Annotated in this window: 26 protein-coding genes, 3 pseudogenes and 1 riboswitch; of the genes and pseudogenes, 14 read left to right on the forward strand and 15 right to left on the reverse strand. The window is 59.7% G+C overall.

Annotated elements, in window-relative coordinates:
• Window positions 1-14: 14 nt before the first annotated feature.
• The 4 genes from LOKVESSMR4R_RS12340 to LOKVESSMR4R_RS12355 form a co-directional block, all read right to left on the reverse strand.
• On the reverse strand, window positions 15-275 hold the full coding sequence (locus tag LOKVESSMR4R_RS12340; RefSeq protein WP_087213149.1) for a helix-turn-helix domain-containing protein: 261 nt from the start codon (window positions 273-275) through the stop codon (window positions 15-17).
• Between the two features lie 216 nt (window positions 276-491).
• Window positions 492-1,766: a DUF6522 family protein gene (locus tag LOKVESSMR4R_RS12345; RefSeq protein WP_087208819.1), complete on the reverse strand. Its 1,275-nt coding sequence runs from the start codon at window positions 1,764-1,766 to the stop codon at window positions 492-494.
• Window positions 1,759-2,925, reverse strand: a complete 1,167-nt coding sequence (locus tag LOKVESSMR4R_RS12350; RefSeq protein ID WP_087208821.1) for a P-loop NTPase — start codon at window positions 2,923-2,925, stop codon at window positions 1,759-1,761. Before LOKVESSMR4R_RS12350 ends, LOKVESSMR4R_RS12345 begins: the two co-directional genes overlap by 8 nt.
• Window positions 2,912-3,526 (reverse strand): MarR family winged helix-turn-helix transcriptional regulator, encoded by a 615-nt coding sequence (locus LOKVESSMR4R_RS12355; protein ID WP_087208822.1) that lies wholly within the window; start codon window positions 3,524-3,526, stop codon window positions 2,912-2,914. The genes LOKVESSMR4R_RS12350 and LOKVESSMR4R_RS12355 overlap by 14 nt, the downstream gene beginning before the upstream one ends.
• 85 nt (window positions 3,527-3,611) lie before the next feature.
• Between LOKVESSMR4R_RS12355 and LOKVESSMR4R_RS12360 the strand changes: the two genes are divergently transcribed.
• Window positions 3,612-4,466 carry a sigma-70 family RNA polymerase sigma factor gene (locus LOKVESSMR4R_RS12360; protein WP_087208824.1) on the forward strand — a complete coding sequence of 285 codons (855 nt, stop codon included), beginning with the start codon at window positions 3,612-3,614 and terminating at the stop codon, window positions 4,464-4,466.
• 199 nt (window positions 4,467-4,665) lie between these two features.
• On the opposite strand, the gene LOKVESSMR4R_RS12365 is transcribed toward LOKVESSMR4R_RS12360, so the two are convergent.
• The 10 genes from LOKVESSMR4R_RS12365 to thiD are packed head-to-tail and all read right to left on the reverse strand — an operon-like array spanning window position 4,666 to window position 12,095.
• Complete coding sequence (locus LOKVESSMR4R_RS12365; protein WP_087208825.1) at window positions 4,666-5,421, reverse strand: ABC transporter permease; 756 nt, start codon at window positions 5,419-5,421, stop codon at window positions 4,666-4,668.
• Between the two features lie 22 nt (window positions 5,422-5,443).
• Window positions 5,444-6,157, reverse strand: coding sequence for an ABC transporter ATP-binding protein (locus tag LOKVESSMR4R_RS12370; RefSeq protein ID WP_087208827.1), 714 nt, complete (start codon window positions 6,155-6,157; stop codon window positions 5,444-5,446).
• Window positions 6,154-6,837 (reverse strand): TenA family protein, encoded by a 684-nt coding sequence (locus tag LOKVESSMR4R_RS12375; protein ID WP_087208829.1) that lies wholly within the window; start codon window positions 6,835-6,837, stop codon window positions 6,154-6,156. The genes LOKVESSMR4R_RS12370 and LOKVESSMR4R_RS12375 overlap by 4 nt, the downstream gene beginning before the upstream one ends.
• On the reverse strand, window positions 6,834-7,781 hold the full coding sequence (locus LOKVESSMR4R_RS12380; RefSeq protein WP_237331781.1) for an ABC transporter substrate-binding protein: 948 nt from the start codon (window positions 7,779-7,781) through the stop codon (window positions 6,834-6,836). Before LOKVESSMR4R_RS12380 ends, LOKVESSMR4R_RS12375 begins: the two co-directional genes overlap by 4 nt.
• Before the next feature lie 33 nt (window positions 7,782-7,814).
• Window positions 7,815-8,777, reverse strand: a complete 963-nt coding sequence (locus tag LOKVESSMR4R_RS12385) for a HesA/MoeB/ThiF family protein (RefSeq protein WP_087208833.1) — start codon at window positions 8,775-8,777, stop codon at window positions 7,815-7,817.
• Window positions 8,774-9,370: a thiamine phosphate synthase gene (locus LOKVESSMR4R_RS12390; protein WP_087208835.1), complete on the reverse strand. Its 597-nt coding sequence runs from the start codon at window positions 9,368-9,370 to the stop codon at window positions 8,774-8,776. Before LOKVESSMR4R_RS12390 ends, LOKVESSMR4R_RS12385 begins: the two co-directional genes overlap by 4 nt.
• Window positions 9,367-10,128, reverse strand: a complete 762-nt coding sequence (locus LOKVESSMR4R_RS12395) for a thiazole synthase (RefSeq protein ID WP_087208836.1) — start codon at window positions 10,126-10,128, stop codon at window positions 9,367-9,369. Before LOKVESSMR4R_RS12395 ends, LOKVESSMR4R_RS12390 begins: the two co-directional genes overlap by 4 nt.
• A gap of 3 nt (window positions 10,129-10,131) precedes the next feature.
• Window positions 10,132-10,329, reverse strand: a complete 198-nt coding sequence (gene thiS / locus LOKVESSMR4R_RS12400) for a sulfur carrier protein ThiS (protein ID WP_087208837.1) — start codon at window positions 10,327-10,329, stop codon at window positions 10,132-10,134.
• A complete protein-coding gene (locus LOKVESSMR4R_RS12405; protein WP_087208839.1) occupies window positions 10,319-11,299 on the reverse strand; it encodes an FAD-dependent oxidoreductase in 981 nt (326 codons plus the stop codon). Before LOKVESSMR4R_RS12405 ends, thiS begins: the two co-directional genes overlap by 11 nt.
• Complete coding sequence (thiD, locus tag LOKVESSMR4R_RS12410; protein ID WP_087213152.1) at window positions 11,292-12,095, reverse strand: bifunctional hydroxymethylpyrimidine kinase/phosphomethylpyrimidine kinase; 804 nt, start codon at window positions 12,093-12,095, stop codon at window positions 11,292-11,294. Before thiD ends, LOKVESSMR4R_RS12405 begins: the two co-directional genes overlap by 8 nt.
• A gap of 64 nt (window positions 12,096-12,159) precedes the next feature.
• Window positions 12,160-12,257, reverse strand: a riboswitch (TPP riboswitch).
• A 328-nt stretch (window positions 12,258-12,585) separates the two neighbouring features.
• Here thiD and LOKVESSMR4R_RS12420 point away from each other — a divergent pair.
• Together LOKVESSMR4R_RS12420 and LOKVESSMR4R_RS20590 are read left to right on the forward strand one after the other, a co-directional pair.
• Window positions 12,586-12,873, forward strand: a pseudogene (locus LOKVESSMR4R_RS12420) (helix-turn-helix domain-containing protein); the annotation flags it as partial.
• 157 nt (window positions 12,874-13,030) lie between these two features.
• Window positions 13,031-13,330 (forward strand): annotated as a pseudogene (locus LOKVESSMR4R_RS20590) (Mu transposase domain-containing protein); the annotation flags it as partial.
• 111 nt (window positions 13,331-13,441) lie between these two features.
• Here the strand turns inward: LOKVESSMR4R_RS20590 and LOKVESSMR4R_RS12430 are convergent.
• Window positions 13,442-14,464: a hydroxyacid dehydrogenase gene (locus LOKVESSMR4R_RS12430; protein ID WP_087208846.1), complete on the reverse strand. Its 1,023-nt coding sequence runs from the start codon at window positions 14,462-14,464 to the stop codon at window positions 13,442-13,444.
• A 114-nt stretch (window positions 14,465-14,578) separates the two neighbouring features.
• Between LOKVESSMR4R_RS12430 and LOKVESSMR4R_RS12435 the strand changes: the two genes are divergently transcribed.
• The 11 genes and pseudogenes from LOKVESSMR4R_RS12435 to LOKVESSMR4R_RS12485 all read left to right on the forward strand — a co-directional run.
• The gene (locus tag LOKVESSMR4R_RS12435) at window positions 14,579-15,631 is read left to right on the forward strand and encodes a LacI family DNA-binding transcriptional regulator (RefSeq protein WP_087208848.1); all 1,053 of its coding nucleotides are present in this window, start codon (window positions 14,579-14,581) and stop codon (window positions 15,629-15,631) included.
• A gap of 51 nt (window positions 15,632-15,682) precedes the next feature.
• Window positions 15,683-16,669, forward strand: coding sequence for a substrate-binding domain-containing protein (locus LOKVESSMR4R_RS12440; RefSeq protein ID WP_087208851.1), 987 nt, complete (start codon window positions 15,683-15,685; stop codon window positions 16,667-16,669).
• 93 nt (window positions 16,670-16,762) lie between these two features.
• Window positions 16,763-17,758 carry an ABC transporter permease gene (locus tag LOKVESSMR4R_RS12445; RefSeq protein ID WP_087213156.1) on the forward strand — a complete coding sequence of 332 codons (996 nt, stop codon included), beginning with the start codon at window positions 16,763-16,765 and terminating at the stop codon, window positions 17,756-17,758.
• A complete protein-coding gene (locus LOKVESSMR4R_RS12450) occupies window positions 17,755-18,531 on the forward strand; it encodes an ATP-binding cassette domain-containing protein (RefSeq protein ID WP_087208853.1) in 777 nt (258 codons plus the stop codon). The genes LOKVESSMR4R_RS12445 and LOKVESSMR4R_RS12450 overlap by 4 nt, the downstream gene beginning before the upstream one ends.
• Window positions 18,531-19,403 (forward strand): sugar phosphate isomerase/epimerase family protein, encoded by an 873-nt coding sequence (locus LOKVESSMR4R_RS12455; RefSeq protein WP_087208855.1) that lies wholly within the window; start codon window positions 18,531-18,533, stop codon window positions 19,401-19,403. The genes LOKVESSMR4R_RS12450 and LOKVESSMR4R_RS12455 overlap by 1 nt, the downstream gene beginning before the upstream one ends.
• Complete coding sequence (locus LOKVESSMR4R_RS12460; protein ID WP_087208857.1) at window positions 19,393-20,520, forward strand: Gfo/Idh/MocA family protein; 1,128 nt, start codon at window positions 19,393-19,395, stop codon at window positions 20,518-20,520. The genes LOKVESSMR4R_RS12455 and LOKVESSMR4R_RS12460 overlap by 11 nt, the downstream gene beginning before the upstream one ends.
• 42 nt (window positions 20,521-20,562) lie before the next feature.
• Window positions 20,563-21,357 (forward strand): IS630 family transposase, encoded by a 795-nt coding sequence (locus tag LOKVESSMR4R_RS12465; RefSeq protein ID WP_257790130.1) that lies wholly within the window; start codon window positions 20,563-20,565, stop codon window positions 21,355-21,357.
• Window positions 21,257-21,688 carry an IS66-like element accessory protein TnpA gene (tnpA, locus tag LOKVESSMR4R_RS12470; protein WP_087206431.1) on the forward strand — a complete coding sequence of 144 codons (432 nt, stop codon included), beginning with the start codon at window positions 21,257-21,259 and terminating at the stop codon, window positions 21,686-21,688. Before LOKVESSMR4R_RS12465 ends, tnpA begins: the two co-directional genes overlap by 101 nt.
• Window positions 21,685-22,038 (forward strand): IS66 family insertion sequence element accessory protein TnpB, encoded by a 354-nt coding sequence (gene tnpB / locus LOKVESSMR4R_RS12475; RefSeq protein WP_087206430.1) that lies wholly within the window; start codon window positions 21,685-21,687, stop codon window positions 22,036-22,038. Before tnpA ends, tnpB begins: the two co-directional genes overlap by 4 nt.
• A 123-nt stretch (window positions 22,039-22,161) precedes the next feature.
• Entirely contained in the window at window positions 22,162-23,652 is a 1,491-nt protein-coding gene (tnpC, locus tag LOKVESSMR4R_RS12480; RefSeq protein ID WP_420645907.1) for an IS66 family transposase, read from the forward strand.
• Between the two features lie 31 nt (window positions 23,653-23,683).
• Window positions 23,684-24,172, forward strand: a pseudogene (locus LOKVESSMR4R_RS12485) (IS630 family transposase); the annotation flags it as partial.
• Window positions 24,173-24,311 lie beyond the last annotated feature (139 nt).

Genomic DNA, 24,311 nt, shown 5'->3' on the forward strand with positions numbered 1-24,311 from the left:
CGCGGAGTGAGTGTTCAGTTTTTTCGGGGTGGTGATGTCAGGCGAACGCCGCGCCCTCCTGATGAGCTTGGCGCACCTTCTCCAATCAGCTCAATACCCGCCAGTTCGAGAGCAGCGATGACTTTTGTCAAGCTGTCGACTACGCCGCGAACATTGCCTGAGCTTGCTTCCATGCGCTGGATAGTTGGCACGGACAGGCCGGAAAGCTCGGCCAGCGTTTTCTGGTCAATACCGAGAAGTGTACGTGCCGCACGCATTTGGGGGCCAGTGATCATGGGCATATCCTGTATGGGATATATGTATTTTAGAATATTGAAGTTGATGTTTCAAGTATCAACTTGGCTGTATGTCTTTGATTTCGGTTGCCACGATCGCTGTAGTGGTCAGGTGTCTTACGATGCTGCTGATCTTTGCAACACGACCTCTGCCCGAAAGGATCAAGCGTCCGGGCGGCAAGAGACCGGTTACAGATGCGCAATGCATGTCCAGGATTATCGAATGGCGGGATCGGCCTGCGGTATCTCGGTGGGATGGCCGATAAGTACCTCTTCCAACTGTTTGAGTTCTGTGCCGTGAAATGCCTCTTCGCTCTGTGCAGCCTGAGGGCCGCGGGACAGGGTGTAGGCGAGATCGAAGAACCCCTTTCCGGGCAGGCCGCCGACACGGCTGACCACACGCGCCGCAATGAAGGGGCGACCGGCGTCCGCGTCTTCCCGCATCGTCGACTCCAGCGCAGCTGTGATCCTTCGGATGGAGCCCGGCATCCAAAAACCAAGAGCGCGCGCCAACGCGCCGTAGGTAATTGGCACACAATCCGGCGCGAGGCTCGCGAGATGCTCGCGGACCTGGCGCGCCAGCGACTTCTCTTTGTCAGCCGACGCCTCGATCAGGCGGGGCGGCGGGATCTCCCGTGCGGCACCGTCTGGGCCCACTTCCGCCGCCCAGGAACGGCCGGCGCTGCGGATGACGATCCGGGTCTTGCCGGCATCGCTTCCTTCCCCCGTCTCGGTCACACCGACCACCGCGCCGCTGCGAAATCCCTCCCGCAGGGCATTAGGGGACAACCCCAGCCGTGGTGCAAGATAGGCAGGGTCAAGCGTGATCTGCCCGTCTTCCCAAGCAATGGCGTCCGCGGGTACCATGCGATTTAACATCGGAGAGGTCCCGTCGCCCCGCGCGTAGAACGGCGTATCGCCAGAGGCGTGATCGGTCACGTCCACGATCTGGGTGATCTGTGGCAGAGCGGCGCGCAGCATCTGCTCCACACCTTGGCGCAAGGTGGCCGAAGACGCTGCACAGCCCTGACAGCCGCCGGACATCCGCAGAAACACCGTGCTCCCGTCGACGCGCTCGACGTCGATGCGCCCGCCATGGGCGGCGACGGAGGGGTTGACCTGGCGCTCAAGCAGATCCTCGACGGCGCGTAGCAAGGCGGCATCGGGGTCTGCGGCCCCGCCATCGCCGGTCCCGCCAAGCGGCGCATCGGTTTCATCCAGAACCTGCCGGATGGCGGCGGCAATCGCGGGCTTGAGCACCGCCCAGTCCGCATCGGGCGTCTTTTGCACCCAGATCGTCGCATCACGCACCTCAGCACGGGTTACCCCGATCAGGGCAAAAAGGGCTTGCGCCAGCGGGGCGTCCTCCGGTCCCTCCCACCGGGCCGATTGTCCGGGCTGGATGTCGGCATCAAGTGTAAACCCCATCACCTCTGGATCGGCGCCCGAGGCCTGCGCCTGAATGCGGCGGCGGGGCAAGGGATCAGACATCTTCCAGCTCCGTTCCGCGCAGCGCCCGCAGGGCGGCGAAGGGATAGATGCCGCTGGCATGACCGTCGCTGAAAGCAAGGCCGAGGGCGTAGTTGCCCACGCTCCATACCCGCGTCAGCGCGAGGTCAAGCGCGACGGTTCCAGGATCGAGCAGTCGCTTGCCACTCACTTCGTCCCGGCATTGGGCGCACTGGCAGGCAAGGCGCAGGTCGCGGTCGGAAAGGTGCTGTTCTGTACCATCGCACCAGCGCAGAGCGAGACCTGTTGCATCGTGATCAAGTGCGGCGAGCCGGTCGGCTGCACCGCCAGGGCTTGCATTGGCCGGAGCGGGCTTGCCGCTGTCCTCGGCCAGCGTCCAGGCAAAGGGAGTGGCGATCCCCTGCGCGGGGCCGCCCGATCCGGCCAGTGTTGCGGCGATCTGGCGATAGGCCGTTGCGGCTGGACTGTCAGGGTGGGCGCGGACAAGGGGGCGGCCCTCGTCGCCACAATCAACCACATTCGGGTCGAGTGGCACCTTCCCCAGGAAAGGCACGCCCAATTCCTGCGCGATCGCCTCACCGCCGCCCTGGTGAAAGATATGCGTCACAGTTCCGCAGGATGGGCAGGTGAAGCCGCTCATGTTTTCGATCACGCCAAGGATGGGCACATTGACCTGCTCCAGCATCCGCAAGCCCCGACGAGCGATCTTGAGGCTCACGTCCTGCGGCGTGCTGACCACCACGGCACCCGATAGCGGAAAGGCCTGCGCCAAGGTCAACTGGATGTCGCCGGTGCCGGGCGGCAGATCGAGCAACAGAATATCGAGTTGGCCCCAGTCCACCTGACGTACGAACATCTGCAGGTATTTCGTCACCATCGGTCCGCGCAGGATCGCGGGGCTGTCGTCGTCGCTGAGCATGGCCATGGAGATGATCTTGATCCCCTGCGCCTCGGCCGGGATCACCTTCTGATCCGGCGACATGGCGGGCGGTGTGGTGGCCGCACCCAGCATGCGCGGAATGGAGGGGCCATAGATATCGGCATCCACCACGCCGACAGACAGGCCCATCTCGGCCAGGGCGACGGCGACATTGGCGGTGACCGTCGATTTGCCGACACCGCCCTTGCCGCTGCTGATTGCGATCAAGCGAGGCGCTCGTGGGGTCTCAATCCCGGTCATCTGGTTCTCCCTTAATCAGCATCTTGGGCACTATACTGGGCGTGGTACCTTGGTAGCTTGCACACAGTTGGTCGATGTCGTCGGTGGCCAGCTCGGATGCCATGCAAGCGCAATACCCACTGCCGTTGGCAGGTGTGAAATGGCTGCAATCCTGGCATGTACCAAAGGTTGGCACATCCCTCAAACCTGCGAGCGCATAGGCCATGCGCGACAGTGTTTTGAGGAAATGGTCCCGCTCATCTTCCTGAAGCTGCCCGATCACATTGATCAGATCGTTTAGTGGGTCCTCAAGCAGCATCGCGCGGCCCGTTTCAGTCAAATCAAGGCGAACGCTGCGCTGGTCGCGGTCCGAGCGCTGGCGGGTGATAAGGCCAAGGCCCTCGAGGGTCTTGATAATCTGTGAGGCTGTGCCCCGCGTCGTGGCCTGAAAACTTGCGAAGCCCGAGGGTGTGCGGGTGCTGCCATTGGCCCGCGCAAAGAACCGCAGGCAGGTCCACTGCGCCGCCGTCAGGCTGGATCCACGATCCTCACTGCACGCAGCGCGGCCGACATGGACGAGCAGTTCGGCGATGCGGTCTGGTGTTTGACGTTGGTTGATCATGGATAATTAGTAGCGAAGCGAAATCACTTTGACAAGCGTGATGGCAGGAGACTAGTTTCGAATCAAAATCAAATGAGTCTTCGTGATGAACAAGCATGCCCCGAATTGGGGAACCCGTACCCGCCGTGCCCGCAGCGCCGACATGCTATCGGCCGAGGAGGAAAGTCATCTGGTGCGCGCCTGGCAAGACCACGGCGACGAGAAAGCGCGCGACACGCTGATCCGCGCCTTCGCGCCCATGGCCGCGGCAAAAGCCAAGCAATCTGCGCCGGGAGGCGGAGAGGCCGACCACGATCTGGTGCAGCAAGCCAATATTGGACTTCTCAAGGCAGCCGATCGTTTTGATCCAGATCGTGGCTATCGATTTTCAACCTATGCTGTCTGGTGGATCCGTGCCGAAATTCAGGAGTACAAGCGCGCGAATGTGTCAGTTGTCCGGCGACCTAATTCCGCGCAGTCTCGAAAAGTGGCCAGCCTCCTCGCGCGTCTAGACACCACGATGGCGGCCAATCCCGATCGGTCTGAGGCAAATGAGAGCATCGCCAACGATCTCGGTATCCCTATCGATCGCTTGGCCGATCTAAGCGCTCAGATCACTGGCAGGGATTACTCCTTGAATGTCCCGGCCCTCAATGACCAGAGCCAAGATCGCTTGGCCCTGCTGGTTGATCCGGCCAGTCTCGACGAACCGGCGGCCCTTCACCGTCTAGACACGGCGAACCTGCGCCGTGCGCTTGTCCAGGCGCTCTCCGATTTACCGGACCGGGAGCGGAAAATCGTTGTGGCCACTCAGCTATACGACCCACCCGCGACGCTTGACGCTCTGGGCTCGGCTTATGGCATCTCGAGGGAACGCGTTCGCCAGTTGCGCGAACGTGGCTTTGAAAGGCTTCGCGATATTTTACGGGAGCGCGATCTGGCGCCTGAGAGTTTCCTGTAATGTCGACAGGCTGAAGCACGCGCGCAAAGCCTTTGCTCTGCTGCAGGCCGCCAACGCGGCGCATGTGGCGCGCCAGATTATTGCAGAAGCGTTCGCGGGCATCATCGCGCGGGGCGTTGTGCGGCTTTAAGACTCGACGCGGACGCAGAAACGATTGCAGGCGCGCTTGATGGTTTTGCTACCGTTCCATCAGCTCAGATCAGGCAATCGAAAGCCGTCTTGACACCCATCTGGAAAGGGCTTCGACAACGACCCAAAGACAAAGAGAAAGGCCGGCGAGCATAATCAGAGCGGCAAACATCAACGCAGTCTGACCTCGACCATTGGCCATCAACATCAGGTGCCCCAATCCTTGAGACGACCCAACCCATTCGCCGATCAGCACAGCCAGCGGGCCATAGACCACGGCCAACCGTAGCCCGGAAAGCAGACCCGGCACCGCATAAGGCAAGCGTAGCAAGAATGTCTCGCGCCAACGCCCTGCCCCCGACAGGCGCGACAGATCGGAAAGGCCCGGGGGCAATGCCATCAGCCGGTCAAACAGCGCCGAGGCAATCGGGAAATACGTCACAAGGGCAATCGTCACGATCTTGGACGGCATGCCGTATCCCAGCCAAAGGGTAATCACCGGAGCAAGCGCAAAGACCGGAACGGCCTGCGCCACCACCAGCATCGGGCGCAAGAGCCATCGCGCGCGGCGCGACAGCGCCAGCAGGATTGCCGTTTCGACGCCCAAAATAATTCCGATGCCAAGACCAATGCCAAGGTTGCCCGCCGACCACAGCGCGTTTTGCCACAGTAATCCGGCATTGTCCCAAAGGGCCTGAGCGACAAGGCCCGGACCCGGCAGAATGAACCGTGGCACGTCCGTAAGGCTCACCACTGCTTGCCATAGGGCCAGGGCCGACAGCAGCACGAGAACCCCGCGCCACAGGCCGAAAACGGCATTCCACATCAATTTGCCACCGTTGCGGGGATTAGGCGCATCCTTTGCAACAGCGCCGCCTGTACGGCGATCGTGGCAGGGGCCTCTGGCGCGCGGGGGGTATGTCAGGCGGCAGGGTGCAGGGCGCGATGCCTGCCCGCGTCAGGACCCATGCACAATCGGCGAGGCGGACCGCCTCTGCCGGATCATGGGTGATCAAAACCACCGTGCGCCCAGCCAGCAGTCTTGCCGCCAAATCCTGCATCGTATGGCGTGTCATCGCATCCAGCGCCGAAAAGGGCTCGTCCAGCAGCACAATGGCGCGATCTTCGTAGAGCGTCCTTGCGAGCGCTACCCGCTGGCGTTGCCCCGCAGAAAGATGTGAAGGCTTCCGCGCCGCCAAGTCGGCAAGACCGACCTGTGCCAAAAGCGTTTTGGCCCGATCGGGCCGAGGGCGTTCGCCCCGCAACCGCGCGCAGATCGTGACATTGTCCAGCGCGCTTGCCCAAGGCAAAAGCTGATCGTCCTGCGCCATCATGGCAACGCGCGAAGCTATAGGCGCGCCATCACAGGCCGTGATGTCGCCGTCAAGACGGGCAGCACTGGGCAGTGCCGCGATCAGTCGCAAGAGCGATGTCTTGCCAACTCCGGAAGGCCCCAGAAGCACGCTCCATTGCTCTGCGGGCAGTTTCAGGTCGAAGGCGTCGATCAGGGTTGTTTCACCGCTGTGCAGCCGTCCCGCTAAATGAAGGGCAGGTGCCGTCATTCTATGGCCGGGTTTTGCGCCATGTCCCAAAAGCCTATTTCGAGCTGGGTGGCAGTGGCAAAGCGCGCCTGAAGCTCTTCAGCCCGCGGTAGATCGGTCCAACCCGGCCCAAGACGCCGGAGCAGCGCACCATCGATCAGCGCGCCGACATCCCGGCACAGGGTCTGATATTCAATGCCGCCATAGGTGGCGCACCAATCCGCATAGGGTCCAGTATTTCCTGCAAGGCGCGCACCGATCTCACCATAGCCCAGCACGCAGGGGGCCAGCGCCGCCATCAGGTCCAGAAAGTCACCTGAATAGCCTGCCTCAAGCACATAGCGGGTATAGGCGAGGTTCCCCGTCGCCTCGGGTGTGGCTTCCAATGTGGCGCGATCGATCCCATGGGCGGCACAGGTTTGGACATGCAGCGGCATTTCCACATGCACCAAGGCGTGAACAGTAGCGCTGACAGCCGCCAATTCATCCAGGGTCCCAGCCTTTGCCGCCGCCAAGGCCCAGGCGCGGGCGAAATGAATCAGGAATACATAATCCTGCCGCAGATATTGCAGATAGCAGGCCTGCGGCAGTGACCCATCCCGCAGCCCCTCGACAAAAGCGTGATGGGTGTAGGCGTCCCAATCCGTCCCGGCGTCGGCTCTCCACAGCGCAAAGGCCTGACCATAGTCGGGTGCGCTCATTGCGCGGGCTCCGCCGTTACATCAGTCACCAGATCGGCGGCGGGAATAGCAGCTGCCACAGCCCCTCGATCGACCAGAAAGGCTTCGAACCGGTTGTAGCGCCCCTGATCCACAGCGGCAGGCCGGGTCGCAAAGCGTGGCCAGGTATCGCCCCAGGCGCGGGAATTCAATTCGTTGCGCAACTCGGCGCTGGTGGCAAAAAATATCTCTCCAGCACCTTCGGGGTCGTTCAGAATGTAGGCGGTGGCGCGTTCGGTGGCCAGCAGGAAGCGAGCAATCATGTCATGGTCCATGTCTTGGGCGCGCGCCACATAGATCAACTCGTCATAAGACGGCACGCCTTCGGCCTCGGGATAGAAGCAGCGCCCCTCCACGCCTTCGATATCCATCTGGTTCAGTTCGAAATTGCGAAACGCGCCAATCACCCCGTCGACCTGACCAGACATCAAGGCAGGCGAAATCGACCACCCGATATTGATCTGCTCTACCTCGGTCGGAGAGACTCCACTATGGGCAAGCATGGCAGCCAAGAGCATTTCCTGCACACCGGCCACGGCAAAACCAACCTTGCGCCCTGCCAGATCCGCAACCGATTGCACCGGCCCGTCAGCACGCACCACAAGACAGGTCAGCGGTGTTTCGATCAGCGTGCCAACCCGCACCAGGTCTAGCCCTTCACGGCGGTTCAGGTGCAATTCAGGCTGGTAGGAGACTGCCAGATCGACGCGACCGGCCGCCACCATACGCGGCGGATCGTTGGGATCGGCGGGGGTGATCAACTCCACCTCGAGCCCGGCTTCCGCGAAATATCCCAGCTCCTCGGCAAGGATGATCGGTCCGTGATCGGGGTTGATGAACCAGTCCAGCATCAAGGTCATGCGGTCCTGTGCCAAGGCGGGGGTGACCATCAATGTCATGGCGAGCGTTGCAGCAATATATTTCAAGGTTTTCTCCTGGGTCGGGTTTAAGGATAGGTGTCAGGCGTCGGGCAGAGCGAGCAGGGCAATATCGCCTGCCCATCTGTCACGCAGTGCAAGACCTGCGTGATGGGCGCGCAGGCCGGTGCGGCAGGCCAGCACGATGCGCGTGCTCTCGGGCGGCAATGCGAGATCCGGCAACGCATCGGGCGGCAGGTGCAGCGCGGTATCGAGAAATGGGGCAAGGACTTCACTGCGCAGATCGATGACGAGGTCGCCGGCCGAAATTTGGCTCGCTGCAAGGAAGGACACTGCGTTTTCGGGCTCCGGGGTGCCGTCGAACCGAAAGCCCGACATGCGCCAGCTTGCGGCGTCCAGTATCATCATCTGGCCCAAGGGCGAGGGTGTGGACCCCAGCAAAACCGACAGTGCCATCTGGGCCTGCAGCGCCCCCATCATCGCTACAACCGGGCCCAGAACGCCTGCGGTCGCACAGGTGGCAGCAGTCTGGGGCAAGTCGGGGAAGACAGCGCGCAACGAGGGTGCCGAGGCACAAAAGCCGCCCACATACCCCGAAAGGCCAAGCGCCGAGGCTGAAATCAGGGGTTTACCCGCAGCAGACGCGGCATCCGAAAGGGTAAAACTGGCCGCGAATGTATCGGCGCAATCCAGCACCACATCGGCCTGATCCACCAAAGTGGGCGCATTGGCCGGTGTAAGCCAGTCGACCAGCGGTTGGATCGTGACCTCGGGGTTGAGAGCAGCCAGTGCGGTTGCGGCGGCCTGTGCCTTGGGTTGGCCGATGTCTCGCATCCTGTAAAGCGGCTGACGGTGCAGATTGCTCTCACTCACTATGTCCCCGTCGATCAGGGTGATCGTACCAATCCCCGCACCCACAAGGTACTGCATGACTGGCGCGCCAAGGCCCCCAGCCCCTGCAACCAGAACATGGGCACCCTGCAAGCGCGCCTGTCCTTCGGCGCCCACATCAGGCAGGGCGGTCTGGCGGGCATAGCGGTTCATGCCGCGGCCTTCAGCCAGGCGCAGATGCGTGTATCGGGGTCGGCATTCAGGGTGATGTCGGTCACTGCCGCTACCATATCCGCACCCGCAGCATAGGCCCCGGCGGCGCGTTCCACCGACATGCCCCCGATGGCACAGAGGGGGATATCCCCCACGAGGCCTTTCCATTCGGTCAACCGGTCAAGACCCTGTTCGGTCCATTTCATCTTTTTCAGGATCGTCGGATAGACTGGACCCAAGGCGATATATTCCGGGGCCAGAGCCAATGCGCGGTCCAGTTCCGTGTGGTCATGGGTCGACACCCCCAGCTTGAGGCCCGCGCGGCGGATCGCGGCGATATCGGCGGTGTCCAGATCCTCTTGCCCCAGATGCAACCAATCAGCCCCCAGTTCGATCGCCAACTGCCAGTGATCGTTGATCACCAGCGCCGCACCATGTTGTCGACAACAGGCCAGTGCAGTCTGGATTTCGGCGCGCAGGTCGTCATCCTGCCGCTCTTTGATGCGCAGCTGTACCAGCCGAACTCCGAGCGGAACCGCCCGCACCACCCAATCGGCGCTGTCGAATACGGGATAGAAACGGGGCAATGTCATAGCCATGCCTTTCCGACCAAGGGCGTTGACGGCACGGCCATGTCGCGCATGCCCATGGGGCCAGAGGCTGCCGCCAAAGCGCCTGCCTGCGCTGCCATTGCAAAGGCACGCGCCATGGCCGCTGGATTGTCAGCCTCCGCTACGGCGGTGTTCAGCAGGATCGCGTCAAATCCAAGTTCCATGGCCTGCGCTGCATGGCTGGGCAGGCCAAGACCCGCGTCAATCACCATGGCGACGTCGGGAAAGGCCGCGCGCAAGGTGCGCAAGCCGTAGATACTGTTCAGACCCATCCCCGAACCGATAGGCGCGCCCCAAGGCATCAGAACCCGGCAGCCCGCATCGATCAGCCGTGCGGCCAGCACCTGATCTTCGGTGGTGTAGGGGAATACCTTGAAACCATCGGCGCAGAGCACCTCAGCAGCGTCCAGCAGACCGAAAGGATCCGGTTGCAACGTGTCAGCATTGCCGATCACCTCAAGCTTGATCCAGTCGGTCTGGAAATACTCGCGGGCCATCTGCGCGGTGGTGATCGCCTCGCGCGACGAATGGCAGCCGGCGGTATTAGGCAGCAGATGCACGCCAAGACCGCGCACCATGTCCCAGAACGCTTGGCCCGCCCCCTGTTCGCGCCGTAAGGACACGGTTGCCACCGATGCGCCGCTGCTGTGGAACGCGGCCTCCATAACGGCCGGCGAGGGATAGCGGGCCGTGCCCAGCATCATCGGCGTCTTTAACTCTATGCCATAGAAATCACGCATGCCTCAGCCCCCCTGCATCGCTGTCAAAACTTCGAGCCTGTCGCCTGTGGAAAGCGCGGTGGCATCGCGCGCCGTCGCAGGCAGGAACGTGCCGTTGAGCGCAGTGGCAACGCGCGCGCCGCCCCATCCCAGCTCCGCAAGCGCTTCGGTCACGGTCTTTGCCGCGACATCATGCTGGTCGCCGTTGACTTCAATCTGCATCAAACAAATCTCCGGTCTTGCCCGTAAAAAGATATTCCGCCGCTTGCTCTGCCAAGGCAGGTGCGAGCAGGAACCCATGTCGAAACAGGCCGTTGAGGTACAGAACCCTGCCTTTTCGCAGTATTTTCGGCACGTGATCAGCAAATGCGGGGCGCAGATCAGCACCCATTTCCACGATTTCGGCCTCAGCAAAGCGCGGGTCCAGCGCATAGGCCGCAGACAAAAGCTCCAGCGCTGAGCGCATCGTAATGGACCCGCGCGCGGCACTCTCAATCTGCGTAGCACCCAGCATGAACACGCCTTTAGCGCGGGGTACCACATAGAGCGGGTGGCGCGGATGCAGCAGCCGGATGGGCCGCGACAGCGTGATTTCATCCGAGCGCAAAACGATCATTTCGCCACGCACACCGCGCAGCCCCGGCACATCGGCCTGCGCTGACAAACCGCGGCAATCAACCACTTGACCCCTCAGGGCCGAAGGCTCGACCGTGCCGGTTTCAACCACAACGCCAGCATCTGACAGGGACTGCGTCAGATCCGCTAGGGCCAGACGCGGGTCGAGATGCGCCTCTGAGGCAAAGAACAGCCCACGCCGGTGCTGTTTCGCAAGATCGGGCTCTAGCGCCGCAATCGCGGCCGCATCGCAAAGGGTATGGCCATCCGTCCGTGAGGCAAAACGGTCCAGCTCACTTCTGTCGCGTTCTGGCGCGAGGACGAGCGTGCCATTTTTGGTCACGTGGGTCACATCCGCCCAAAGGGACGCCGCCAGTCGCCCGTGGGTCACCACCTGACGCTCAGCCGTTGTACCTTCACACTCGGGGGCCAACATACCGCCAGCCCACCACGAACAGCCATGCGGCCCGGGCGCCCCACCCCGGTCGATGAGGCGGGGATGCAGACCGCGCGCCAGACAGGACCGTGCCGCCCAAAGGCCTGCGACGCCTGCGCCAATGATCGTCACATCATTCATGGGGCCAGATCGCGTGGAAGTGGTGCACGGGGCCATGCCCATGGCCGATGTTCAAACGGTCAGCCGCCGCAATGGCCCCTTGCAGATAGGCATGCGCGGATTTTACGGCATCGGACAGGGACAGACCGCGTGCAAGGCCCGCCGCGATGGCCGCCGACAGGGTGCAGCCTGTACCATGAGTGTTTCGCGTGGGATTGCGCGAGGCCGTCAGTCGGAGCACGGCCTCGGGCGTGACCAGCAAATCTACGCAATGCGCCTCGCTGGCATGCCCGCCTTTCATCAACACCGCCCGCGGACCTAGCGTCAGGAGCGCACGACCCTGTTCCAGCATTGAGGCTTCATCGACAGCCTCGGTCGTGTCGAGCAAGCGTGCCGCTTCGGGCAGGTTCGGGGTCAGCAGATCTGCGCGCGGCAGCATTTGTGCGCGCAGCACCGCGACTGCATCATCGGCCAAGAGTGCGTCGCCGGATTTCGCCACCATCACTGGATCAAGAACGACCGGCGCAGTGTGCCCTGCCAGACCATCGACAACAGCGGCGATCGCATCCGGCCCGCCCAGCATACCCACCTTGATTGCTCCGATCGCCAGATCGTCAAAGACCGCGTCCATCTGCGCCCGGATCACCACAGGTGCCACCATCGTCACCGCTGTGACAGCTCGAGTGTTTTGCGCAGTGATCGCGGTCAGGACGCTGGTGCCATAGACACCCAAGGCACTGAATGCCTTGAGGTCGGCCTGAATACCGGCACCTCCGCCACTATCGGATCCAGCAATCGTCAACGCCTGAAAAGCCACATGAGCCCCCATTCAAAACAAGGGCCAAAAGCACAAGGATACGGTGTACGATAGGCTGCGATTGCCACAGCTTTGCTCCGTTCCCTCCGCCGGCATGACCCGGATCAGGTTCGATGGGTCAGCTTTCGCCTCTCAGCCTTTACGGCACCCCAACGGATAAGGAAAAGCTATGTCCCAGAGCACCACGTGTCAAGCCGATTGGCCTGAAGGGGCGCTGTCAAGGATTGGGAGATTGGGATGATCTGTGACCGATTCATCGATACGCTCAGAATGTGTTCCGGGTGGAAAAGACCTGCCGCGGTCTTTCATGGAAAGATGATGGAAGAAGTAGGACGGACTCCCTACCCTCAAAATCAATAGAAGTCGCAGTTCAAGTATCGCGCACAGTCGCGTAGCTGGTTGCATAAAAACAGAAAAGTTTCGTCGTTTGACTGGAAAATATCACTGTTAAGGGCAAGCAATATTGTCAGATTTAAGGGCGACGCGATAGCTCGGCGGGATGGAGACCGCCTGCCTGACCGCAATGCGGCACCTCGACGATATCGAGGCATGGTCAGCGCGGGCAGAAACCGAGATGACCCCACTCTCTGGCAGGACGCCCCCGGCCTTACGCACTGTGCTGACGGAATGGCCGCTCGTGTCCGCTCCGATGGCGGAGACCATGACTGGCACCAGCCGCGCCGCCGTTCAGCGCAACCTTACTTGGATGGAAACGCGCGGTCTGGTCCGCGAGCTCACCGGGCAGGGACGATATCGGATGTGGCGGGCGACGAACTGAAGGCCGCGGCAGACTACGCCGATCTTGTTGACGGCAGAGGTGCACTCAATAACCGGCGCGCCAGTAGGACGTGAATAAAAATGTTTGCATTTAATGCATTTGTTGCACTTATTTCATATATGGTGCCATTCTGCACTCAGCCGGAGCAGACCCCACAATTGCCAATCAACGCATCCATGCGACAACACAGCGGATTGTCGATGAACACTTCGCCGAAGAACGACCGCATTTGCTGGCTTTGCCTGCGCACCCATATGAGGCTGTTCTCACTGTCGAGCGCCGCATCAGTCATGAAGGCATGGTTTCTGTGGGGGGCAATTTCTACAGCGTGCCTGACACTGCACGCCGCCGAATTGTCGAAGTCCAGAACCATCCCGCCGCGGTGCGCATCTTCGAAGATGGTCAGTTGATCGCCAGCCATCCCATGCTGGAGGGCAAGCGGCAGCGCAGGATATCATAGCCAGATCGATTCTACCCAAATCCGATCCGTCCGATGTCAGGATTGAACACCTAACACCGTGCCTGCAAGCAACATAAACACTCGGTAGTGCCCTACCGTGACGCGCATCTAGCTCTTTTCGACCGGGCGTGACCGCATGCGTGAGACTGTCTCTCGCTCTGCGCGTTTGCAACGCATGGGCGGCAGACCCTTGTCCAGCAGCGCCATGTCTTCCAAAACCATATCACCCATCCTTTTAAATGCTATGTCGAGGGCGCCTGCCCTGTGCGCAGATCGCAGGAAACCTCGTAGTCCACGCACCGGATGATCAGGAGCGAGTGGTTCTTCAGGGAAAACATCACTGGCTGCGAGAATGTGACCTGAACGTACTGCCTCCATCAGGTCATCAAACTCTACCACATCAGCGCGACTGAGAAGGATAAAGCGCGTGCCGCGGGGCATCCGAGCAAAGGCCGCGGCATTCAGAAATCCCTTGTTCTCGCTTGTGACAGAGGCCACCACAAAGATTGTTTGGCTGGTCCGCAAGATCGTGTCGAGATCAGTGGGAATCACACCGGCTTCGCGCAGTAGGGACGGAGGCAGCCATGGGTCGAAGGCCGAAATTTCGGCTCTGAAGCCTTGCAGGAGCTTTGCAATTGCTCGCCCCAAATCGCCGAACCCGATGATTCCCACGCGCGAATTCGACAACAGCGTCGCATTTTGGTTGCCATCCCCGCCCCACAGCTCACGCCCTTCGCGGAAGGCTACATCCGCCTCGACCACATCGCGTGCAAGTGTGAGTGCCATCGCCAAACCCATCTCTGCGACGGGCTCAGAAAAGACGGCACCGGTTGTAACGACATGGATGCCGCGTTCAAACAGATGCGTATAAGGCATGTTGTTGATCAGGTTGCTTTCGACATTAAAGACGCAACGCAGTTTTGTCATAGTTTGCACGGTTTCAAGGGCAAGTGGCGGTTGCCCTAGGATATAACGTGCCTGGGCCAGGATCGATTTGTCCATGAGGTCGACATCTTCGGGGTCAACCTCGTGCAGTTCGTAATTGGCAAAGAGTTTTTCTTTGCTGTCATCACTGAAGATCAGATCAATTGATCGCGGGTGAGGCGCGGAGATAATGAGTGGTCTGTTCATGAAATTTCCCCCTTTTGTGTTGAATAAATCGGTTTACATTAAATGTAAATCGGTTTATCACAATATTACTGTCGATGCGGCGCAAGCAGCATTTGGCCTCGGGAGGAATTTTTTGTGGCGTCAAAAGCGGGAAATCGCGCATCTATTCATGATGTCGCCAGCCATGCCGGTGTATCGGCTGCGACTGTGTCGAAATTCCTGCACGGTGTCAGCACAATCAAGGCCGCAAACGTCGAAAAAATCAAAGCCGCGATCCTTGCGTTGGATTATCGCCCCGATCCTCTTGCGGCCGACTTGCGTCGGGCCAGGCGCAACATCATTGGACTGATTATACCTGATCTGCAAAGCGAGTTTTTTGGTGCGCTCGCTTCCCGCTTTGAGACATTGGCGGAGAAGGAGGGCTACAGCCTCTCGATTGCATCAAGCCATGAATCTGAGGATCGCGAGCTGGAATTGGTCGAACGAATGAGCAGTTGGCGGGTTGCTGGCACTATCCTTGCGCCAGTGCGTAGTGAGCGCGGAACGGGTGCGGGTCGGATGAAAGAGCTGGGCATGGATGGCGTCTTTGTCGATCGTGTTAACTCCGATACGGAATATGACACGATCGGTGTCGACAATGCCAAGGCCAGTGCCGAAGTATGCCGGATGCTAAGCAATATCGGCCATCGTCATGTTCTGCTACTTGGTCTGGGTCAGGTTTCAAAGAACGTACGCCTGCGCGTCAGCGCTTTTCAGCAAGAGGCGCTGCGATTTTGTCCCGAGATGCAAATCGATGTCATCCTGACCACGGGCGGTGTTGACGACTTGCGTGTCAAGCTGGGGGAACAGCTGGATCGGGAGCCGCCGACTGCGGTGTATTCCCTGTTTCAAAAGACAACATTGATCGCGTTATCCGAGTTCCGCCGTCGCGGCCTGTCCTGTCCAAAGGATATCTCGCTGATCGGTTTTGACGATGCGGATTGGATGCAGGTGACCTATCCGGCGGTCTCTGCGGTTGTTCAACCTGTTGAAAGGCTCGCCGACTCTGCGTTTGCACAGCTGATTGCGCGGCTGAACGGCAGCAAGGACCCCGCGTTGTCACATTTGGAGAATTGCGAACTTGTCATCCGCGAGTCGGTTGGGCCGATCTCGCGCAGACAGGGCGTAGAGAGATGGGCGGCAACGTAGCTAGCCCGTCGTAAGAAATCTGTTTCTAATTTATCAGGAGGAGTAAGAAACATGACGACGAGTAAACAAAAAGTAAATCGGTTTATTTTTGCCGCAAGCGCCGCGATGGTTGTGGGCTTCGGTTCAGCGGCTCAGGCAGACGGCGATTACGCGGTCTTGATGAAGACGCTTGCCAACCCGTTCTGGGGCGCGATGGGTCAAGGCGTTGAGGAGGGCGCGCAGGCTGCGGGTGTGGAATATTTCATTCAGGCTGTCGAAAGCGATCAGGCTGCTGAATCACAGCTCAACGTCTGCAACACAATGTTGCAGCGCGAACCCGCCGCCTTGATCACAGCTGCAATCAACTCGACCAACCTGCTGCCCTGCCTGAAAGCGGCGCAAGATGCAGGCATCGCGGTTGTCGATCTGGACGGCAATCTTGATGAAGCAATTCTTGACGCTGAAGGTATCGACATCGCCTTTCGCATCGGTTCCGACAACGAGGCCGCCGGTGGGCAAGCTGCGGACTTTATGGTTGAGACTGTCGGGGCTGATGCCACTGGCCCAGTTTTGATCATTGAGGGTTTGTCCGGGAACGTGACCGGTCAGAAGCGCGTCAGCGGTTTTGCCAATCGCCTTGGCGAATTGGCACCAGGACTTGAGATCGTTGCCTCGCTGCCCGGGGACTGGGATCGTGGCAAGGCCGCGACAATCATGAACGATATTCTGGTCCGGCATCCCGACCTTGTAGGCGTCTTTGCCGCCAATGACGGCATGGCATTGGGTGCCGTGGAAAGTGCCTTTGCTGCCGGTAAGGGTGAGGATATTGTCATCATCGGTGTTGATGGCAACTCTGACGCTGTCAATTCGATCAAGGATGGGCGTCTGACCGCAAGTGTCGCACAGCTGCCCTACCTGGTTGGCTTTCAAGCTGTCGAGAATGTGCAAAAGCTGTTGGCAGACGAAGAGGTGCCAACATCAATTGCCGTTCCGACAATGGTCTTGACACAAGACGTCCTTGCTGAGGGCACTGAACCAATGCTCGAGTTCGTCAAGTAAAAAATCATGCATGTCGGCGGGCGCACCCGCGCCCGCCGCAATCGAAACACAATCCAGGTCACGGCGCCTTTTTTGATGGTGGACTAAATGTCAATGAATAGAACTGCGAATGCCGCGCCCGGCTACTGGCGGCGGGTGCAAAGAGCTTCAGAAGAGCGGCTACACTTGAGGCTGGAATCTCTGGTGGTTTTGGTTGGCCTTTCGGTAACGATGGCCATGCTTTCACCTTATTTCCTATCGGTGAACAACTTCCTTAACATTCTGCTGGCGACGTCGACGATCGGCATTTTGGCAATTGCCGCAACCTTTGTGATCGGGTCCGGCGGACTTGATTTGTCGCTCGGCTCGGTGATGGGACTTTCTGGCGTCGTTGGCGCCTATGTCTCTGTAAATCTGGGCATGCCTGCTGCGTTAGGCGTGTTGGGGTGCATCGCTGCCGGGGCTTTGGCGGGCTTTATCAACGGCCAGCTTGTGACCCGTGCCTTTGTACCTGCCTTCATTGTGACCCTTGGGATGCTTGGCCTTGCAAGAGGGCTTGGGCTCGTGATTTCCGATGGTCGCGTGATCTACGGTCTGCCTTCCGAACTAGTCTACCTCGGTCAGGGGCGTCCATTGGGAATCCCGATGCCCGTTATCATCTTTATCGTTACTGCTCTGGTCACCCACTACATTCTCGCGTTTACGCGATTTGGCCGCTACACGTTGGCGATCGGTGACAATGAAAACGCCGCCCGTACAGCAGGCATCAAGGTCGAGCGTCACCGATTGATACTGTACACGCTGTCAGGTGGCCTTGCAGGGCTGGCCGGAATGCTTTTCATGGCGCGGATCAATTCAGGCGACCCGACGGCTGGCATTACTTATGAACTGACAGCGATTACCGCGGCAATCATCGGAGGCACCAACCTATTCGGTGGGCGCGGTTCAATCCTTGGGACAATGATCGGCGCTTTGATCATGGGAGTGCTGCAGAACGGTCTGAACCTTCTTGCTGTACAAAGCTATTATCAGCAAATGGCGATCGGGGCCGTACTCATATTCGCGGTGTTCATCGATCAATACCAGTTGCGAAAGGAATCTCGCGTATGACATTGCTATCTCTCAAAGGTATCCGCAAAAGCTTTGGATCAGTTGATGTGTTGCATGGGGTCGATCTGGAGGTCGCCAAAGGCGAGGTTATCGGGCTCGTCGGAGACAATGGCGCTGGCAAGTCTACACTGATGAAAACGATCACCGGCATTTACCAGGCCGATGCAGGCGAGATATTACTGGACGGCAAGTCTATCCTTGGTTTGGACCCGGGTGCTCGCCGGGCTCTCGGTATCGAGATGATCTATCAGGATCTCGCTCTTGCCAAACAGCAGGATGTGGCAAGCAATATTTTTCTGGGTCGCGAACCGCTAAAGCGGTTTCTGGGAATCTTTCCCGGCATGGTCGATAAGAAGACCATGGACCAACAAGCGCAGAAAATGATCGATGATCTTGGTGCGCATCTACCGGCGATCAATCGCTCCGTTGGATCGTTCTCGGGCGGGCAACAGCAAACGGTCGCCATTGCCCGCGCACTGACTTTCAATCCAAAGCTGGTCATTATGGACGAACCAACGGCCGCCCTTGCTGTGCGCGAAGTGCAAAGTGTGCTCGACCTGATCAATCGATTGAAAAACCAAGGTATCTCGGTGATCCTGATTTCACATCGCCTCAATGACGTTCTCAGCGTAACGGACCGCATTGTCGTTTTGCGGCACGGGCGCGCCGCTGCAAACCTGATCACCGCACAAAGCAATATGGCCGAGGTGGTCAGTGCAATTGTTGGGGGCGATGACATGGCACATGCCGCTGAACATGAGGCCGCAGGCTGATGGCAAAACTGGGACTTCATACCTTCGCTTTCGCCCCGGAGTGGTCCGATTCGGTGTTTCGGCTCCGGGCGGATCAACTTCATGCATTGGGTGTGGGGCTTCTGGAAATCCCCCTCCTTAATCCGGGGGCTATCGACACCGATAGCGTTCGCAGATTTGCTGAAAGTGAGGGCTTCTCGGTTGTTGCCTCACTTGGGCTGCCACCCGAAATCGACGTGATCGCCGATCCAGAGACCGGGCTCGCCTTTTTGGAAAAAGCCTTTGACGACTGTGTACGGATAGGCTCATCAGTCCTTTCCGGCGTCACTTATGGAACGATTGGCAGGACCTCCGGCCAGCCGCCTACGAAGGCTGAACTGGATGGGACTGTTCGTTTCGTCGCGAGGGCTGCAAAAGCCGCCGCACGCCACGGTCTTTCCTTGGGGATAGAGCCATGTAACCGCTATGAAACCCACATTATGAACACAGCAGCGCAGGCCGCGCAGATGATAGAAGCGTCCGGCGTGGACAACGTTTTTATCCATCTCGACACCTATCACATGCATATTGAGGAACGCAGCCATGCGGAAGGGTTTCGCATAGCTGCGCCCTATCTTGGCTACGTGCATCTTTCTGAGGCCAACCGAGGCGTACCAGGACACGGCAACGTAGACTGGCGTGGTGTTTTTGCAGGGCTGAAGGCCGTGGATTTCGACGGCATGATGACCTTGGAAAGCATGAACTACACTGCGCCTGAGATTGCATCAGGCCTGGCCATTTGGCGACCCGTGGCCCCACGCAGGGAAGATGTGGTCGAAATCGGTTTGCCTTTTCTGAAGGCTGAAGCCGAAAACGCCGGATTTGTTTTCGAAGGATTTTGCGATGACAGCTAGGAAAAACCGCATCCGGCTTGGCATGGTGGGCGGGGGACAGGATGCGTTTATCGGACAGGTGCACCGGATCGCGGCCCGTCTTGATGATCGATATGAACTGGTGGCTGGAGTGCTTTCTTCAACCTTTGAACGTAGCCGCGTCTCCGGCAGCGCTATTGGTTTGCACGAGGACCGCATCTATCGCGACTACGCCGAGATGGCGCGTATCGAAGCAACGCGGCCTGACGGGATCGAGGCGGTGGCAATTGTGACGCCGAACCACTTGCATTTTGATGCATGCAAGACTTTTCTAGAACAAGAAATCCATGTGATCTGTGACAAGCCGGTCACTACGACATTGGACGAGGCCAAAGAACTCGAGCGGCTGATCGCTGAGTCGGGGTGCCATTTCTTACTGACACACAACTACACGGGCTACCCTATGATCCGTGAGGCCCGCCGGTTGGTCGCGGAAGGTGCTTTGGGCGCCATCCGTCTTGTCAACGTAGAGTATATCCAGGAATGGCTTGCGGCTGGCAATGAAGGCAAGCAGGCCGAATGGCGGCTTGATCCAGTCCGTGCCGGTGCAGGCGGTTGTATAGGGGACATCGGCACACATGCGTTTCATTTGGGCTGCTATGTCTCTGGGCTAATACCGACCGGTCTAAGCGCTGACTTGCACAGTTTTGGTAAAGACCGCATTTTGGACGACAATGCACATATCAAACTGCGCTTTGCCGGTGGCGCGCGTGGAATGATCTGGGCCAGTCAGGTTGCAATCGGTTACGAGAACGGAGTCAAGCTGCGGATCATTGGCGAAAAGGGCGGATTGGAGTTCTTTCAGGAAGATCCGAACAAGCTTTGGTTCAACGAACTTGGTGGCGTGAAAACCCTCCTAACGCGTGGCGGCGCCAGGTTTGGCGGGCAAGCGCGTATTCCTGCCGGTCACCCCGAAGGTTTTTTGGAGGCTTTTGCCACACTCTACGCAGAATTCGCCGACATCATCCGCGGCGATGACTCCTCGGAAACGGCATTGCCGGGTATCAGTGATGGAATCTCGGGCCTGAATTTCATCCACAGTGCTGTGCGGTCCTCGCAAGATGACGGGGCATGGGTCGACCTAGTATTCCCCGCCTGACATAAGATTCCCAAGGCCGCCGCATCGTGGCATGATCGGCGGATGAGACGAACCGACATCTGCCTTTACCTTGGCCCCGCCGACCGCGCTGAGCTTCAAGCCCTGCTGACCAACCGCAACACGCCGCGCAAGCTTGTCTGGCGGGCAGATATCGTGCTGGCGACAGCGGACGGTCGGGGCACCGTTGCGATCATGCGGCGGACGGGCATGTCGAAGCCGACGGTCTGGCGCTGGCAGGAGCGGTATCTCGATGAGGGCGTGCCGGGGCTCAAGCGCGACAAGACGCGTCCCTCGCGCGTGCCGCCGCTTCCCAGGGAGGTCCGGTTGAAGGTGATCGCGAAGACCGTGCAGGAGACGCCGCCCAATGCCACGCACTGGAGCCGCACGACGATGGCCGAGGCGGTGGGCATATCGCCGTCGAGCGTCGGGCGGATATGGGCGGATGCCGGGCTGAAGCCGCATATCGTGAAGGGGTTCAAGATCTCGAACGACCCTATGTTCGAGGAGAAGGTCACCGACATCGTTGGGCTCTACCTCAACCCGCCGGATCGGGCTGTTGTGCTCTGCGTCGATGAGAAGTCCCAGATCCAGGCGCTCGATCGGACGCAGCCGGGCCTGCCCCTCAAGAAGGGACGCGCGTCGACGATGACCGTAAGCGGTCGCTGGCCCTCACCTTCCAACAGATTGTCTGACCTGCGATTCCATGTGCGATGGAGATCAGTGCAGGAGTTTCGCGATGGCGACTACGTTGGAGTTTCTCCGGGATTACGGGGTGGACATAAGGACCAACGGACAGCGACGCTGGCCGGAAGAGATAAAGGCGCGGATCGTTGCTGAGAGCTTGCAGCCAGGTGTGAGCGTGAATGAAGTTGCGGCGCGGTATGGGCTGCGGGCGAACCATTTATCGGAATGGCGTAGTCGGGCACGTGACGGCCGGTTGGTTTTGCCTGCGGTTGAAGATGACAGCTTCTGTTTTGCACCGATCGTCGTGTCGGATGGTGGCGGCGGTGCGGATGTGCCGGCTGTCGCCGGGCAGCTCACAAAGCCTGACGGGTTGTCCTGTAAACCCATCGAGATTGCGATAGGTCGTGTGACAATCCGGGTCGATGGCACCACCAGTTCTGACCGGATTGCCGAGATCGTGCGGGCAATCGGGGCGCGGCCATGATGTTCCCGTCAAACCGCGTGCGGGTTCTGGTCTCGACGCAACCTGTGGACTTCAGGAAAGGTCATGATGGTCTGGCGGCAATCGTGTCGTCGGTGCTGCGTAAGGATCCGTTCACCGGCACGGTGTTTGTGTTCCGGTCGCGCCGGGCGGATCGGCTGAAGCTTTTGTATTGGGATGGCACCGGATTGGTGATGGCCTACAAGCGGTTGGAAGACATGACCTTCACCTGGCCTGCGATCAAAGACGGGGTGATGGCGCTGAACCACGCCCAGTTTGAGGCCCTGTTTGCCGGTCTGGACTGGCGTAAGGTCAAGGCGCTGGAGATGCGCCCACCTGCTGCGGCAGAATGAATCAACCATATGTTTTTGCGTGATTTTACTGGGGTTTAATCGTAGTCTCGGGCTATGATTGATACGCCTGTCATTGACCTTTCCACCATCCCTGCCGCGCAGCGCGCGGTGGTTGCGACCTTGATGGAAACGATCGCCGCACTTCAGGATATTACCCAACGCCAACAGCATCTGATTGCCGAGTTGAACCATGCCCTGCATGGGAAGCGGTCGGAAAAGCTGACCGAGGATGAACGGCAGCTGGCGTTTGAGGATCTGTCCATCGCGTTGGCCGAGGTCGAGGTGCAGAAGGAACATCTTGCCGCCAAGGCAGATAGCAAGACGGCAACCAGGCCCGGGCCAAAGCGGACCATCGGCAATCTACCGGCCACATTGCCGCGCATCGAAGAGATTATCGAACCCGCCAGCCTGATCTGCCCTTGTGGCTGTGGCGTCATGCACAAGATCGGTGAAGACCGCAGCGAGCGGCTGGATATCGTGCCAGCGCAGTTGCGTGTGATTGTCACCGTGCGCCCGAAATATGCCTGCCGGACCTGCACAAACGGCGTGACCCAGGCACCGGCGCCCTGCCACCTAATCATGGGCGGGTTGCCGACAGAAGCGACGCTCGCCCATGTGCTGGTCAGCAAATATGCCGACCATCTGCCGTTGTATCGCCAGAGCCAGATCCTGGCGCGGGCAGGCCTCGATCTGCACCGCGCTGTGCTGGCCGATTGGGTGGGTAAGGCGGCATTCCACCTCAAGCCCGTCGTCGACCGGCTGGGTGAACACCTGAAACGATCAGACAAGCTGTTCATGGACGAAACCACCGCCCCGGTGCTGGATCCGGGTCGCGGAAGGACCAAAACCGGCTATCTCTGGGCTCTTGCCCGCGATGACCGGCCATGGGGCGGTGAGGACCCGCCCGGTGTGGTCTACTTCTATGCACCCGGTCGGGCGGGCGAGAATGCCGAAACATTCCTGATAGGTTTTGACGGCATCCTGCAGATCGACGGATACCAGGGCTACAACCGGCTGACCAAGCCGACCCGCAAGGGCGGCGATCCCATTCAGGTGGCCCATTGCTGGGCGCACGCGCGCCGCAAGCTGAAGGAAGTCTTCGACCGCGATGGATCACAGATCGCCGCCGAGGGCCTGCGCCGCATCGCCGAGATCTATGCTGTCGAAGCCGATATCCGTGGCATCTCTCCCAGCCAGCGATTGTCGGCCCGCCAGACCCGCAGTGCTCCACTGGTCGCGGCCTTCGGCGATTGGCTGCAGGCCCAACGCCGCAAGATCTCCGCTAAATCCCGGTTGGGTGAAAAGCTGACTTACATCCATAATCACTGGGATGGGCTGCAGACCTTCTTGGCCGATGGCCGCGTCGAGATTGACAACAACCGCGTCGAAAACCTGATCCGCCCCATTGCTCTCAATCGCAAGAACGCGCTCTTCGCCGGTCATGACGAAGGTGGCATCGCTTGGGGTCGCATCGCCTCACTGATCGAGACCTGCAAGATCAACGACGTCGAGCCCTTCGCCTATCTCAAAGCAACCCTCACAGCGATCGCTAATGGCCACCCGCAAAGCCGCCTCGATGATCTGCTCCCGTGGAACTTCAAGCCGTCAAGCTGAACCGACAGTGCTCTCCTGAGAACGCTTACCGATGACCCATGATTACAAGCGCCATGGCACCACCACGCTCTTCGCCGCGCTGGACGTCAAGTCGGGCTTGGTCATCGGCGACTGCATGCCCCGCCACCGCGCCAAGGAGTTCCTGATCTTCCTCCGCCGGATCGACCGGGCCGTGAAGAAACCGCGCGACATCCATCTGGTTCTCGACAACTACGCCACCCACAAGACGCCCGAGGTGCAGGCCTGGCTGGAGAAGCATCCCCGGTTCAAGCTGCACTTCACACCCACCAGCGCGTCCTGGCTGAACCTCGTCGAGCGCTTCTTCGCCGAGATCACGGCAAAGCGCATTCGCCGCGGCAGCTACTCCAGCGTCGACGATCTCGAAGGCGCAATCTACGACTACCTGCTCCAGCACAACGCCAAGCCGAAGCCCTTCGTCTGGAGCAAAACCGCCAAGGACATCCTCACCCGAGAGCGCCGCGCACTCGACGCGCTCGACCAAATCAGGGGAAATCGGTAGCAAATGTCGGACTCAGAACACTAGCATGAACAGCGCGCCCAGCAGGCCAATGACGATTTTGGAGGTCGTTTCAGGAAACTTCAGCTACGTGCGTAATGATATATCTCGTTGTGCATTGAAGCTACGCAAACCAGCAGCG

The sequence above is a fragment of the Yoonia vestfoldensis genome, assembly GCF_002158905.1.
GTDB classification, from domain to species: domain Bacteria; phylum Pseudomonadota; class Alphaproteobacteria; order Rhodobacterales; family Rhodobacteraceae; genus Yoonia; species Yoonia vestfoldensis_B.